The sequence below is a fragment of the Mycobacterium sp. NPDC049093 genome, from assembly GCF_040704635.1.
Lineage (GTDB): Bacteria > Actinomycetota > Actinomycetes > Mycobacteriales > Mycobacteriaceae > Mycobacterium.
Genome location: NZ_JBEZJS010000009.1, coordinates 119,599 through 134,759, shown reverse-complemented (window position 1 = coordinate 134,759; position 15,161 = coordinate 119,599). Strand labels below are relative to the sequence as shown.

The 15,161-nt window shown below is 68.0% G+C and carries 7 protein-coding genes and 1 pseudogene; 5 read left to right on the top strand and 3 right to left on the bottom strand.

Annotated elements, in window-relative coordinates; all coding sequences use genetic code 11:
* The first annotated feature begins 15 nt into the window (after window positions 1-15).
* Window positions 16-3,417 carry a TM0106 family RecB-like putative nuclease gene (locus AB0876_RS29685; RefSeq protein WP_526043686.1) on the top strand — a complete coding sequence of 1,134 codons (3,402 nt, stop codon included), beginning with the start codon at window positions 16-18 and terminating at the stop codon, window positions 3,415-3,417.
* A 3-nt stretch (window positions 3,418-3,420) separates the two neighbouring features.
* Here the strand turns inward: AB0876_RS29685 and AB0876_RS29680 are convergent.
* Window positions 3,421-4,393, bottom strand: a pseudogene (locus AB0876_RS29680) (amidohydrolase family protein).
* Between the two features lie 225 nt (window positions 4,394-4,618).
* Here AB0876_RS29680 and AB0876_RS29675 point away from each other — a divergent pair.
* The gene (locus AB0876_RS29675) at window positions 4,619-5,986 is read left to right on the top strand and encodes an FAD-binding oxidoreductase (protein WP_526043685.1); all 1,368 of its coding nucleotides are present in this window, start codon (window positions 4,619-4,621) and stop codon (window positions 5,984-5,986) included.
* Here AB0876_RS29675 and AB0876_RS29670 read toward each other — a convergent pair.
* Together AB0876_RS29670 and AB0876_RS29665 are read right to left on the bottom strand one after the other, a co-directional pair.
* Entirely contained in the window at window positions 5,964-7,652 is a 1,689-nt protein-coding gene (locus tag AB0876_RS29670) for a DHA2 family efflux MFS transporter permease subunit (protein ID WP_526043684.1), read from the bottom strand. The genes AB0876_RS29675 and AB0876_RS29670 overlap by 23 nt on opposite strands.
* A gap of 78 nt (window positions 7,653-7,730) precedes the next feature.
* Window positions 7,731-9,014 carry a multidrug effflux MFS transporter gene (locus AB0876_RS29665; protein ID WP_526043683.1) on the bottom strand — a complete coding sequence of 428 codons (1,284 nt, stop codon included), beginning with the start codon at window positions 9,012-9,014 and terminating at the stop codon, window positions 7,731-7,733.
* 122 nt (window positions 9,015-9,136) lie between these two features.
* Between AB0876_RS29665 and AB0876_RS29660 the strand changes: the two genes are divergently transcribed.
* The 3 genes from AB0876_RS29660 to AB0876_RS29650 all read left to right on the top strand — a co-directional run bounded on the left by AB0876_RS29660 (window position 9,137) and on the right by AB0876_RS29650 (window position 15,147).
* Window positions 9,137-9,904 carry a hypothetical protein gene (locus tag AB0876_RS29660; protein ID WP_491842296.1) on the top strand — a complete coding sequence of 256 codons (768 nt, stop codon included), beginning with the start codon at window positions 9,137-9,139 and terminating at the stop codon, window positions 9,902-9,904.
* A gap of 143 nt (window positions 9,905-10,047) precedes the next feature.
* Window positions 10,048-13,770 carry a multifunctional oxoglutarate decarboxylase/oxoglutarate dehydrogenase thiamine pyrophosphate-binding subunit/dihydrolipoyllysine-residue succinyltransferase subunit gene (locus AB0876_RS29655; RefSeq protein WP_526043682.1) on the top strand — a complete coding sequence of 1,241 codons (3,723 nt, stop codon included), beginning with the start codon at window positions 10,048-10,050 and terminating at the stop codon, window positions 13,768-13,770.
* A gap of 66 nt (window positions 13,771-13,836) precedes the next feature.
* Entirely contained in the window at window positions 13,837-15,147 is a 1,311-nt protein-coding gene (locus tag AB0876_RS29650; protein ID WP_491842294.1) for an MFS transporter, read from the top strand.
* Window positions 15,148-15,161 lie beyond the last annotated feature (14 nt).

Here is a 15,161-nt window from a genome sequence, read left to right as displayed (position 1 = left end):
ACCTACAGTGGCAGCGTGTTCGTCACCGACGAAGGCGCGTCGGGGCCGACGGTCATCTACAGCGCGTCGGACCTGGCTGCGGCCGCCCGCTGTGAATATGCCCTGCTGCGCTCGTTCGACGCGCGGTTGGGCCGCGGCCCGGCGGTGTCGTCCGACGACGAATTGCTGGCCCGCACAGCAGAACTCGGCGACGAGCACGAGCAGCGCCACCTCGACGAACTGCGCGCCAACTCTGAGGTGACGGTGATCGGCCGGCCTGCCTACACGGTGGCCGGGCTGACGACGGCCGCCCAGGCCACTCTCGAAGCAGTGCAACGCCGGGCCCCGGTGATCTACCAGGCCGCGATGTTCGACGGGCGGTTCGCCGGGTTCGCCGACTTCCTGATCTGGGACGGCGACCGGTACCGCCTGCGGGACACCAAGCTCTCGCGCTCGGTGAAGGTGGAGGCCTTGCTGCAGCTGGCCGCCTACGCCGATGTGCTGGCCCGCGCCGGCGTGCCGGTGGCCGACGAGGTCGACCTGATCCTGGGCGACGGCGCGGTATCCAGCTACCGCGTCGACGAACTGCTGGCGGTGTACCGGCCACGGCGCGGTGCGTTGCAGACACTGCTCGACGGCCACCTCACCGCCGGCACCGCGGTGTCGTGGTCCGACGAGACGGTGCGGGCCTGCTTCGGCTGCGATGAATGCCAGCAGCAGATCCGCACCACCGACGACCTCTTCCTGGTCGCCGGAATGCGGGCGACCCAGCGCGCTCGTCTCATCGACGCGGGCATCACCACCACGCATCAGCTGGCCGGGCACACCGGCGCCGTGCCCGGGCTGGCCCAGCGGGTGGTGACGGCGCTGACCGGCCAGGCCCGGTTGCAGGTGGCGCCGCGGGTGGACGCCAAGCCGCCGTACGAGGTCGTCGATCCGCAACCGCTGATGCTGCTGCCCGACCCGGACAAAGGTGACCTGTTCTTCGACTACGAGGGCGACCCGCTGTGGACGGTCAACGGTCACGAGTGGGGCCTGGAATACCTGTGGGGCGTTCTCGGCGCGGAGGGCAACTTCCAACCGCTCTGGGCCCATGACCGGGCCAGCGAACGTCAGGTGCTCATCGACTTCCTGGACCTGGTCCGCAAGCGCCGCAAGCGTTTTCCCAAGATGCACATCTACCACTACGCGCCGTACGAGCGCAGTACCCTGCTGCGGCTGGCCGGCCGCTACGGAGTCGGCGAGAACGACGTCGACGACCTGCTGCGCAACGGCATCCTCGTCGACCTTCTGCCGATGGTCCGCAAGAGCATTCGCGTCGGCACCGAGAACTACAGCATCAAGTCGCTGGAGCCGCTCTACATGGGCAACGAGCTTCGCGACGGTGAGGTCACCAAGGCCACCGATTCGATCACCGAGTACGCGCGCTACTGCGCACTGCGGGAGGCCGGTGAGCACGACGAGGCTGCCACGGTGCTCAAGGAGATCGAGGACTACAACCGGTACGACTGCCGATCCACCCACCGGCTGCGGGACTGGTTGATCAACCGGGCGTTCGAAGCCGAGGTTCCACCGCGCGGTCCGCAACCGGTGCGTGACGGAGGGCCGATCGAGAAGGCCGACGCCACCGACCGCAAGCTGCTGAAGTTCGCCGGCGACGGGGTCGACCCGCGCTCCGACGAGCAGCAGGCGGTCGCGATGATCGCGGCAGCCCGGGGTTTCCACAAGCGTGAGGCCAAGCCGTTCTGGTGGAGCCATTTCGACCGGCTCAACAATCCGGTCGACGAATGGGCCGACGGCACAGGTGTTTTCGTCGCCGAAAAAGCACAGGTGGTCGCCGACTGGCACACCCCGCCACGCGCCCGCAAACCGCAACGACAGGTCCTGCTGACCGGCGCCATCGATGCCGGTGAGCTGGGCACCGAGGTGTATGCGCTGTACAGCCCGCCCGCTCCGGCGGGCCTGTCCGACGACCCAGACCGGCGCGGCTTCGGCAGCGCGACCGTCGTCAACTGCGACAACCCGGAGGCACCCACCGAAGTGCTGATCACCGAACGCCAACCCAAGGACGGTGAAGCGTTCACCCAGATGCCGTTCGCACTCACCCCTGGCCCGCCGATCAACACCAAGCCCCTCCAGGCATCCATCGACAGCACCGCCATCACCGTCGCCGCCGGTCTGCCGAACCTGCCCGCCGATGCGATGACCGATGTCCTGTTACGTCGTCCGCCACGCACCGTCAGCGGCCGTCCGCTACCCCGCAACGGTGACACCGCCGCCGACGTCAGCGCGGCTCTGTTGGATCTGGACTGCTCGTACATCGCGGTGCACGGACCGCCCGGCACCGGGAAAACCCACACCTCGGCGCGGATCATCGCCGGACTGGTCAACCAGCACGGTTGGCGCATCGGGATTGTCGCGCAGTCGCATGCGGTGATCGAGCATCTGCTCGAGCAGGTACTCGACGCCGGAGTGGACGCGGCGCAGGTGGCCAAGAAGCGCAAGGGCGCCGACCCGCGGTGGACCGAGATCGGCGAGAACCACTACGCGTCGTTCATCGCCGACCACCCCGGCTGCGTGATCGGCGGCACGGCATGGGATTTCGCGAACGAGACGCGGGTGCCACGGCAATGCCTCAATCTGCTCGTGATCGAGGAGGCCGGGCAGTTCAACCTCGCCAACACCATCGCGGTGGCCCCCGCCGCGCGGAATCTGCTGCTGCTCGGCGACCCGCAACAGCTCCCCCAGGTCTGTCAGGGAACGCACCCGGCACCGGTGGACGATTCCGCGCTGGGATGGCTCGTCGACGGGGCGCATACGCTGCCGGCCGAGCGCGGCTACTTCCTGGATCACTCTTTCCGGATGCATCCGGCGGTGTGCGGCCCGGTGTCGCGACTGTCCTATGACGGCAGGCTGCAGTCGCACGAAAAGGTCAGTGCCGCACGCAGACTCGACGGTATCGAACCCGGCGTCCGGACGCTCGAGGTGGCGCACCTCGGCAATTCGACCGACAGTCCGGAAGAGTCCGCCGCGATCGTCACCGCCATCACCGGCCTGCTGGGCACCACCTGGACCGACGAGAACGGCAGCACCCCGCTGGGGCAGGAGCACTTCCTGGTCGTCACGCCCTACAACGCCCAGGTGACCATGGTGCGGTGCGCCCTCGACGCAGCGGGACTCACCGAGGTGCAGGCCGGCACGGTGGACAAGTTCCAGGGCAGACAGGCGCCCGTGGTGTTCGTGTCGATGACGGCGTCCTCGGCCGCCGACGTGCCCCGGGGCATCGGATTCCTGTTGAACCGCAACCGGCTCAACGTGGCGATCAGCCGGGCCAAATACGTCGCCTTCATCGTGCGTTCACCACAGCTCACCGACTATCTGCCCGGTCAGCCGGACAGCCTGATCGCGCTGGGCGCATTCCTGGCCCTGACCGAATGACGGTCAATCCAGACCGAACAGCCGCCGCGCGTTGGAACTCAGGATCGCATCCTTGTCCTGCTGGTCGAGCGACGAGTCGCGAATGTAGCTCACCGCGCGGGTGTATTTGGCGTCCTGGAAGTACGGGTAGTCGCTGCCACACATGATCTGAGAAGCACCGAAAGTTTCCACGGCCAGACGCAGTGACGGTTCGTGGAAGTTCGCCGCGTCGAAGTACATCGATCGCATGATCTCCATAGGGCTGTGCGCAAACGCGTGCCAGTCCTCGAAGTTGTCCTCGATACGGCGGGCGAGGAAGGGCAGGTCGCCACCGAGGTGCGCGACATGCCAGATGATGTTCGGAAAGCGGTGCGGGATATCGGCCTTCATCAGTTGCAGGACAGCGGTCGCGTCCTCCACCGGTGCGCCGTTGACCCAGGCCAGGCCATGGTCGTTGATCGGGCGGCTGAAGGCGCCGCAGCCGGTCGGGTGGATGTAGAGGATCGCGCCGATCCAGCTCGGCGTAGAACGGGTCGAACTGCGGGTCCGCCAACGAGCGGCCGCCGGGCAGGAACGTGTTCACCGCCATGCCGACGAATCCGAGTTCATCGAGACAGTAGGCGGTTTCGGCGATGGACTCCGTGACGTGCGGAAGCACCGCCGACCCATATGCTGCGAAGCGCCCGGGATACCGCTGCAGCAGATTGCGGTAGATGGTGTTGAGTTCGCGGGCCACCGCGGCAGCGGCCCGAACGTCATCGACCATCGGTACTTGCGGTGTGGCGGAAAGGATCTGGGTGGCCACGCCCGCATCGTCCATCATCTTGAGGCGAGCCGCCATGTCCGAGTCCGAGTCGCTCGCCCTTATCCCGCGGGCGATCTCGGTCGACTGCGGATCCACCCCGATGGACTCCAGCCGGTCCAGGATCGATGCCGGGTACACGTGCGCATGAGTATCGACGGCGCGGTTGGCACCCGGCGCCGAGGGATCTGTCATCTCCTGTCCAGCTCCTTCCCGAGCCGCGGAACCACATGCCGAGCTCACCAGGCCGGCACCGACGACCGTTGCCGCCGACCCGACGAGCAGACCCCTCCGGTTGATCGACAATCAGATCGATGTCTCGTTGACGGCCATGGCTGCGATGGTAGCCAGCACGACCGAACCCGCTGCCCGCACGCCGCGCCGGAACGGCCGGCGCATCGGATGTGATACACCCAAGCGGTGACTGAAACGCTTACCGGAACCCTTGCCGGAATCGTCGGTGCCGGCTACGTCACCACCGATCCCGACGTGCTGGACGGCCGGTGCGTCGACCACACCGGGCGGTATCGCGGACAAGCGGCAGCTCTGGTCCGGCCCGGCACCGCCGGCGAAGTAGCCGCGGTGCTGCGCGCCTGCCGCGATGCGGGAGCGTGTGTCACGGTGCAAGGCGGCCGCACCTCGCTGGTGGCGGGGACGGTGCCCGAGAACGACGACATCCTGCTGTCGACCGAGCGCCTCACCGAGATCAGCGTCGTCGACACCGTCGAGCGCCGTGTCAGCGCCGGCGCCGGGACTCCCCTGGCAGCGGTGCAACGCGCCGCCACCGCAGCCGGATTGGTGTTCGGGGTGGACCTGGCCGCGCGCGAATCGGCCACTGTCGGCGGGATGGCCTCCACCAACGCCGGCGGTCTGCGCACCGTTCGCTACGGCAACATGGGCGAGCAGGTGCTGGGCCTGGACATCGCACTGCCCGACGGATCGGTGGTACACCGGCACAGTCAGGTCCGCCGCGACAACACCGGCTACGACCTGGCCTCGCTGTTCGTCGGCGCCGAGGGGACGCTCGGCGTGATCACCGCGCTGGATCTGCGCCTGCATCCCACCCCCACCCACCGGGTCACCGCGATCTGTGGGTTCGCCGATCTGGAAGCGCTGACCCGCACCGGCCGCCTCTTCCGCGACCTCGATGGCATCGCGGCCCTGGAGCTGATCGACGCCCGGGCCAGTGCGCTGACCGCCGAGCATCTCGGCGTCCCCGCCCCGGTCGACGGCGCCTGGCAGTTGCTGATCGAACTGGCCGGCGACAGCGACCAGACCGAACGGCTGGCCGACGCGCTGGACGGGGCCGACCTCTGTGGTGAGCCGGCCGTCGGCATCGACACAACCGCCCAGCAGCGGCTGTGGCAGGTACGGGAGTCGGTGGCCGAGGTGCTCGGATTGTTCGGACCGCCATTGAAATTCGATGTCTCGCTGCCGCTTTCGGCGATCCAGGACTTCGCTGCCGACGCCACCGAACTGATCGCCAGCCATACCGCGGACGCCATTCCGGTGCTGTTCGGCCACATCGGGGAGGGCAATCTGCACCTGAACGTGCTGCGGTGCTCCACCCACGCCGAAGCGGGGTTGTATGCCGCGATGATGACGTTGATCGCCGACTGCGGCGGCAACGTCAGCTCCGAGCACGGCGTCGGATCGCGTAAGCGCGACTATGTGGCGATGTCACGCACCGAGGCCGACATCGCGGCCATGCGCACGATCAAGGCCGCCTTCGATCCGGACGGATACCTCAATCGCGCCGTGCTGTTCAATCCTCGCGCTCGGCCATGAACTCGGCGTAGATGTTCTCCCATTTCTCGGGGTCCTCGGCCAGCGGCAGCACCCGGAACGAGTCGGTCACCGCGTCCGCCGCGCCGTCTCCATCGTTGTGGTGATGGCTCACCGTGAACTCGACGTAGTCGTCGTCATCGTCGTCGCGGGGGTCCAGGTAGGGATCCGGGTCGGACGCGAAGACCGGCTCGGCATCGAAGCCGAGCAGGAAGAGCGCCGCCACCACCCCGAACAGCGCGATGAACGCCGGCAGGAGCATGGACTGCGACATGGCCGCGGCGAACGGCGCGTGCAGGAACTCCGGCAACTCGGCGACCGCGCCCTCACCGCGAGGCGCCGCAGCGGCCGCCCCCGGCATCTCGGCGCCGATGCGCGACGTCATGTACGCCGCGATCCCCGCGCTGCCCAGCACCGAACCGACCTGGCGGGTGGCGTTGTACACGCCGGATCCGGCCCCGGCCAGATCCGGCGGCAGGTTGCGCGTCGCGGTCGCTGCCAACGGGGACCAGATGAACGCCATGCCGACGCCCATCACCAACTGCGGCAGCAGCAGCCGCCAGATCGGCGTCGTCGGGGTCATCTCCATCGCCAGCCAGGTCAGCCCGATCGCCATGGCCGAGAAACCGAAACCGATCACCGGCGTCGGATGCGCCCGGTCGACGATGCGACCCACGACCGGCGCCAGCACACCACTGGCGATCGCCGTCGGAGCGGTCAAGAGTGCCGACCGGATCGGCGACAGTCCGCACACCGTCTGGGCGTAGAACATCAACGGCAGGATCATCGCGGTCACCGCGAACCCGATCGTGGCGACGCCGACGTTGGCCAGGCTGAAGTCGCGATCTTTGAAGATCCGTAGCGGGATCAGCGGCTCGGCGGTGTTGACCGCCTGCCAGCACACGAACGCGACCATCACGGCAATGCCGACCGCGCCGGTGGCCCACACCCACGGCGCCCAGTCGCGCGACTGCCCCTCCTGCAGTGCGAACACGATCAGGAACATGCCGACACCGGACAACACCACGCCCAGCACGTCGAACCGGTGGGCCTGGGTGGGCAGCACGGGCACCAGCCAGACCGCCAGGGCGAAGCCCACAACCCCGATCGGCACGTTGACGAAGAAGATCCACTGCCAGCCCAGTCCCCCGACCAGCACGCCACCGGCCAGCGGACCGACCAGCGTGGCCACCCCGGCCGTCGCGCCCCACACACTCATTGCCACGCCGCGCCGCTCGGGCGGGAAGATGCGGGTGATCGTGGACAACGTCTGCGGCGTCAGCAGGGCCGCGCCGATGCCCTGCACCACACGGGCCGCGATCAGCATCCCGATGCTGCCGGCCAGACCGCACCACAGCGAGGCCGCGGTGAACACCGCCAGGCCGGCGAGGTAGAGATTCTTGGGCCCGTAGACATCGCCCAACCGTCCCGCGACGAGCAGCGGCACGGCGTAGGCCAGTAGGTAAGCGCTGGTCACCCAGATCACGCCGTCGTAATCGGCGCCGAGCTCTTCCATGATGGTCGGATTGGCGACTGCGACGATCGTGGCGTCGACCAGGATCATGAAGAAGCCGACCATCATGGCCCACAGTGCGTTCCACGGGTTGTCCGCACGCGCGGGCACCGTGCCCTGCGGGCTCGGGGTGCGGGCGTTCAGCGCTGGAGACATGGCGATGCGGTGTGTTGGGCCTCGGGTCCGGCTCAGTTGGGTTGTTGGCGGGCCCAGCCGACGCTACCCGGGAGCGCGTCAGGCGGGCTCGACAACCGCCTCGGAAACGACGAGCGTGTCGCCCGGGTATTCGCTCGGCTCGTCATCGTCGTTACGCCGACCGACCAGCAGCAGCGCCGTCAGGGCGATCGCCATGCCGGCCGTCATCACCCACGACAACGCCAGCGCACCGTTGCCAAGGGCCCCGATCGCGGGCGCCACCGCGGCGCCGAGCCCGAACTGCGCCGCGCCCAGCAGCGCGGCCGCGGTTCCGGCAGCGTCGGGATGCCGCGACAGTGCGAGGGCCGGGGCGTTGGGCAGCACCAGGCCCATACCGGCCAGGATCGCCAGTACCGGCGCCACGAACGCGGACAGCCCACCGACTTGCGCGACGGTCAGCACCACGAACACCACCCCGGCAAGCGTCGACCAACTCAACGCCGCCACCGTGATGGCCTGCGGCGAGAACCGGCGCAGCAGCACGACGTTGAACTGGGTGGAGCCGATCAGCGCGATCGCGCCCGCGGCGAACACCAGCGCGAAGGCCTGCTGGTCGAGACCGTAGTGGCCCTGCAGGACGAACGGCGCCGCCGAGATATAGGCGAACAACCCGGACATACCCAGCGCGGCGACCAGCACCAGGATCACGAATCGGGAGTCACGCAGCAGCTCGATATACGTGCTGACGATGCCGCTCACCGCGAGCGGGCGCCGGTGGGCGACCGGCAGCGTCTCGGGCAGGGCGAGCGCGGCCATCGCCAACAATCCCCCGGCCACCACCACCAGCGCGACGAAGACCCAGTGCCAGGACCCGTGCAACAGCACGGCCGCCCCCAAGGACGGGGCCAGCACCGGGGCCACTCCCAGCACCAGCATCAAGCGCGACATCACTGTGGCCGCCACCGTGCCGCTGAACAGGTCGCCGACCACGGCGATGGCCACCACCGAGGCCGCCGCCGCACCCATGCCCTGCAGACCGCGCGCCAGCCCGAGGACGGTGATGTTGGGTGCCAGCACGCACAGCACCGAGGCCACCATGTGCAGCACGATGCCCGCCATCAACGGGCGCCTGCGTCCCAGCGAATCCGACAGCGGGCCGACGATCAGCTGGCCGAGGGCCAGACCGGCCAGGGTTCCGGTGAGCGTCAACTGCGACACCGAGGACGAGACCGAGAGCTCCTCGGCGATCCGAGGTAGGGCCGGCAGATACATGTCGATGGTCAGTGGACCCAGCGCCACCAGGGCACCCAGGACGAGAATCATCCGGATTCGGCTCGGCGCGGCCGGCAATGTCGTCTGGTCCACGTCGGGCGATGATGCCATGAAGGTGAACAGCCCCGCATTTCAGTTTTTTGTTCCCGTGACCGCTGTCACCCTCGGGCACCGGCAACGGGTGGCCGTTCGTTCTCCCGACGTCAGGTCAAGCGATAGCCTGGCAGTCAACGATGGGTTCACACCTGGGAGGCCCCGAAGTGCGTGCGCGGTCCAAAGCCCTGCCTGCGAAGATCGAAGAGACCGAAGATCCCAGCACGGCGGCGAAGGTGCTCTCGGCCATCATCGAGCGCAGCTCGCGCGTCCAGGCCCCGGCCGTCAAGGCCTACGTGGACCGGTTGCGCAGCCATCAGCCCGATGCCACCCCGGCCGAGATCGTGACCCGGCTGGAGAAGCACTACCTGGCCGCGGTGATGGCCAGCGGCGCCGCCGTCGGTTCGGCCGCCGCCTTCCCGGGCATCGGAACCCTGGCGGCGCTGTCGGCCGTCGCCGGCGAGACGGTCGTGTTCCTGGAAGCCACGTCGGTGTTCGTCCTCGCCGTCGCCGAGGTGCACGGCATCCCGGCCGACCATCGCGAACGGCGCCGTGCACTGGTGCTTTCGGTCCTCGTCGGCGAAGACAGCAAGCACGCCATGGCCGACCTGCTGGGCACCGGACGGACCAGCGGTGCGTGGCTGTCCGACGGTGCGGCGACGCTGCCGTTGCCCGCGGTCTCTCAGCTCAACTCCCGGCTGGTCAAGTACTTCGTCAAGCGGTATACGCTCAAGCGCGGCGCGATGGCTTTCGGCAAGATGCTGCCGGTGGGCATCGGCGCTGTCATCGGCGGGGTCGGCAACCGGCTGATGGGTAAGAAGATCGTCGCCAACGCCCGCCAGGCGTTCGGCGCACCCCCGCCGCGGTGGCCCGCAACGTTGCATGTGCTGCCGTCCGCCAACCCCTGAGGACCATGCTGACCTCAGGCGGCGCTGAAAGGCGATAGCCTTTATGCGGCGGTCCAGAGGGGTCGACCGCCCACAGAAGAACACAAGCGGCAAGCCTGCATGTGACGGCTAGCCGGACACAAGAATCGAGGCGAGTGTCTGCCGTGAGCAGTTCACCTTCACCATTCGGGCAGAACGAGTGGTTGGTCGAGGAGATGTATCGCAAGTTCCGCGAGGATCCCTCTTCGGTGGATCCGAGTTGGCACGAATTTCTGGTCGACTACTCCCCTGAACCCACCACCGACAACACCGTCGCCAACGGTCAGCCGGCGGCGCAGGCAGCGCCTGCCGCCGCACCGCCAGCAACTCCCGCCGCGCCTGCGGCACCCGCTCCGCCTGCGGCACCCGCTCCGGCAGCGGCGCCCGCCAAGGCCGCACCGGCCAAGGCTGCTGCACCGGCCAAGCCGGCGAAGCCGGGCCCCACCCCCGCCGAGGGCGACGAGTCGCAGGTGCTGCGTGGCGCCGCGGCGGCCGTGGTCAAGAACATGAACGCGTCGCTGGAGGTGCCCACCGCGACCAGCGTGCGGGCCATCCCGGCCAAGGCGATGATCGACAACCGCATCGTCATCAACAACCACCTCAAGCGCACCCGTGGCGGCAAGGTCAGCTTCACCCATCTGCTCGGCTACGCGATCGTGCAGGCGGTCAAGAAGTTCCCGAACATGAACCGGTACTTCGCCGAGGCCAACGGCAAGCCGGCTGCGGTCACCCCGGCCCACACCAACCTCGGCCTGGCCATCGACCTGCCCGGTAAGGATGGCAACCGGTCACTGGTCGTTGCTGCGATCAAGCGTTGCGAGACAATGCATTTCGGCCAGTTCATCGCCGCCTACGAGGACATCGTGCGCCGGGCCCGCGACGGCAAGCTGACCGCCGAGGACTTCTCCGGCGTGACCATCTCGCTGACCAACCCGGGCACGATCGGCACCGTGCACTCGGTGCCGCGGCTCATGCAGGGCCAGGGCGCCATCATCGGCGCGGGCGCCATGGAGTACCCGGCCGAGTTCCAGGGCGCCAGCGAGGAACGCATCGCCGACCTGGGCATCGGCAAGCTGATCACCCTGACATCGACCTACGACCACCGCATCATCCAGGGCGCCGAGTCGGGCGACTTCCTGCGCACCATCCACACCCTGCTGCTCGACGACGAGTTCTACGACGAGATCTTCCGCGAACTCGGCATCCCGTATGAGCCGGTGCGCTGGCGCACCGACAACCCGGACTCGATCGCCGACAAGAACGCCCGTGTCATCGAGCTGATCGCGGCCTACCGCAACCGCGGCCACCTGATGGCCGACATCGACCCGCTGCGGCTGGACAACACCCGCTTCCGCAGTCACCCCGATCTCGACGTCAACACCCATGGCCTGACGCTGTGGGACCTGGACCGCGAGTTCAAGGTCGACGGGTTCGCCGGCAAGCAGTACATGAAACTGCGCGACGTGCTCTCGGTGCTGCGTGACGCCTACTGCCGCCACATCGGCGTGGAGTACACACACATCCTCGAACCCGAGCAGCAACGCTGGATCCAGGAACGCGTCGAGGTCAAGCACGACAAGCCCACCGTCGCCGAGCAGAAGTACATCCTGAGCAAGCTCAATGCGGCCGAGGCATTCGAGACCTTCCTGCAGACCAAATACGTTGGGCAGAAGCGCTTCTCGCTGGAAGGCGCGGAGACCGTCATCCCGATGATGGACGCCGTGATCGACCAGTGCGCCGAGCACGCGCTCGACGAGGTGGTCATCGGCATGCCGCACCGCGGCCGCCTCAACGTGCTGGCCAACATCGTCGGCAAGCCCTACAGCCAGATCTTCACCGAGTTCGAGGGCAACCTCAACCCGAGCCAGGCCCACGGCTCCGGCGACGTGAAGTACCACCTCGGCGCCACCGGCACCTACATCCAGATGTTCGGCGAGAACGACATCGAGGTGTCGCTGACCGCCAACCCCTCGCATCTGGAAGCCGTCGACCCGGTGCTCGAGGGTCTGGTACGGGCCAAGCAGGATCTGCTGGACGGCAGCAAGGACGCCGACGTCTCCGGCGAGTACCCCGTCGTCCCGCTGATGCTGCACGGCGACGCCGCGTTCGCCGGCCAGGGCGTGGTCGCCGAGACGCTGAACCTGGCCCTGCTGAACGGTTACCGCACCGGCGGCACCATCCACATCGTGGTGAACAACCAGATCGGGTTCACCACGGCGCCAACGGATTCGCGCTCCAGCGAGTACTGCACCGACGTCGCCAAGATGATCGGCGCACCGATCTTCCACGTCAACGGCGACGACCCCGAGGCGTGTGCCTGGGTGGCGCGGCTGGCAGTGGACTTCCGCCAGGCGTTCAAGAAGGACGTCGTCATCGACATGCTGTGCTACCGCCGCCGCGGACACAACGAGGGCGACGATCCGTCGATGACTCAGCCGTACATGTACGACCTCATCGACACGAAGCGCGGCTCCCGCAAGGCCTACACCGAATCACTGATCGGCCGTGGCGACATCTCGATGAAAGAGGCCGAGGACGCCCTGCGCGACTACCAGGGTCAGCTGGAGCGGGTGTTCAACGAGGTCCGCGAGCTGGAGAAGCACGCGGCCGAGCCCAGCGAATCGGTCGAGGCCGACCAGCAGATCCCGCAGCGGCTCGCCACTGCGGTGGACAAGTCCCTGCTCGCCCGTATCGGCGACGCCCATCTGGCCCTGCCGGACGGGTTCACCGTGCACCCGCGCGTCAAGCCGGTGCTGGAGCGGCGCCGCGAGATGGCCTACGAGGGCAAGGTCGACTGGGCGTTCGCCGAGTTGCTCGCGCTCGGGTCGCTGGTCTCGGAGGGCAAGCTGGTCCGGATCTCCGGCCAGGACACCCAGCGCGGCACGTTCACCCAGCGCCACTCGGTGATCGTCGACCGTAAGACCGGCGAGGAGTTCACCCCGCTGCAGCTGCTGGCCACCAGCACCGACGGCACCCCCACCGGCGGCAAGTTCCTGGTGTACAACTCTGCGCTGTCGGAATACGCCGCGGTGGGCTTCGAGTACGGCTACTCGGTGGGCAATCCCGACGCAATGGTGTTGTGGGAGGCGCAGTTCGGCGACTTCGTCAACGGCGCCCAATCGATCATCGACGAGTTCATCAGCTCCGGTGAGGCCAAGTGGGGCCAGCTCTCCGACGTCGTGCTGCTGCTGCCGCACGGCCACGAGGGTCAGGGTCCCGACCACACCTCGGGCCGCATCGAGCGCTTCCTGCAGCTGTGGGCCGAGGGCTCGATGACGATCTCGGTGCCGTCCACCCCGGCGAACTACTTCCACCTGTTGCGCCGGCACGGCATGGACGGCATCCAGCGTCCGCTGATCGTCTTCACCCCGAAGTCGATGCTGCGTAACAAGGCCGCGGTCAGCGATATCCGCGACTTCACCGAGAACAAGTTCCGTTCGGTGCTGGAGGAGCCCGTCTACACCGACGGCGAGGGCGACCGCAGCAAGGTCACCCGCGTCCTGCTGTGCAGCGGCAAGATCTACTACGACCTGGCGGCCCGCAAGGCCAAGGACAACCGCGAAGACGTGGCGATCGTTCGGCTCGAACAGCTCGCCCCGCTGCCGCGGCGCCGGTTGGCCGAGACGCTGGACCGCTACCCGAATGTCACCGAGAAGTTCTGGGTACAGGAGGAGCCGGCCAACCAGGGCGCCTGGCCGTCACTCGGCCTGACCCTGCCCGAGGTGCTGCCGGACTACTTCAACCCGATCACCCGGATCTCGCGGCGCGCGATGTCGGCTCCGTCATCGGGGTCGTCGAAGGTGCATGCCGTCGAACAGCAGGAGATCATCGACCTGGCCTTCGGGTAGGCGCGGGTTTCGATCAGGATGCGCGCAACGGTGGGCGGAGCGTCGGGCGGTCACTAGACAACTAGGGTGACTATCGCAGCCGCCCCGCCCACCGCCTCCACGGCGACGCCCGCCTCGGGAAACACGGTGCGCACGGCGGTGCTGGCCAGTGTGCTCGGGACGACGATCGAGTGGTACGACTTCTTCCTCTACGCCACGGCCGCCAGCCTGGTGTTCAACCACACCTTCTTCCCGGACCAGAGCTCGTTCGTCGGCACGATGCTGGCATTCGCCACGTTCGCGGTCGGGTTCGTCGTCCGGCCCATCGGCGGATTCGTGTTCGGCCACATCGGCGACCGGATCGGCCGCAAACGGACGCTCGCCCTGACCATGCTGCTGATGGGCGCGGCGACCGCACTGATGGGAGTGCTGCCCACGGCGGCGCAGATCGGTGTGCTGGCCCCGATCCTGCTGCTGGTGTTGCGCGTGGTCCAGGGATTCGCTCTCGGCGGCGAGTGGGCCGGCGCGGTGCTCTTGGCCGTCGAGCACAGTCCCCGGCATCGCCGCGGACTGTTCGGCAGCATCCCCCAGGTCGGACTGGCTCTGGGGCTGGCACTGGGCACCGGGGTGTTCGTGCTGCTGCAGTTGTGGCTGTCTGCCGAGGCGTTCCAGACCTACGGCTGGCGGATCGCGTTCCTGTTCAGCGTCGTGCTGGTGATCTTCGGTGTCGTGGTGCGGTTCCGGGTGGCCGAGACCCCGGCGTTCGAGAAGCTGCGCGACGACGACGAACGCTCGGCGGTCCCCGTGAAGGAGATCTTCCGGCCCCCGGTGTTGCGTTCGACCGTGCTGGGCCTGCTGTCGCGCTGGGGCGAGGGCGCCGCGTTCAACACCTGGGGCGTGTTCACCATCGCGTACGCCACGACGACGCTGCATCTCGGCAAGGTGCCGGTCCTGATCGTGGTGACCGCGGCGGCGCTGGTGATGGCGGCGCTGCTGCCGGTGTCGGGTCTACTCGCCGACCGGTTCAGTCCGAAAGCGGTCTACGCATCGGGAATCGCCGCCTACGCCGTCGTCGTCTTCCCGGCGTTCGCCCTGTTCAACACCGGCAGCATCACGGCCTATGCAGTGGGAATGTTGTTGGCGTTCGGTGTCATTCACGCGTGGTTCTACGGCGCGCAGGGCACGCTGTACGCCTCGTTGTTCCCGACGCGGACCCGCTACACCGGGCTGTCGACGGTGTATCAGCTCTCCGGCGTCTACTCCTCGGGCCTGACCCCACTGATCCTCACCGCGCTGATCGCCGCCGGTGGCGGAGCGCCCTGGCTGGCGTGCGGGTATCTGGTGGCCACCGCGGTGATCAGCGTCATCGCCACGCTGCTGTTGCGCCCGCAGCATTGAGCAAGAGGCCAGCA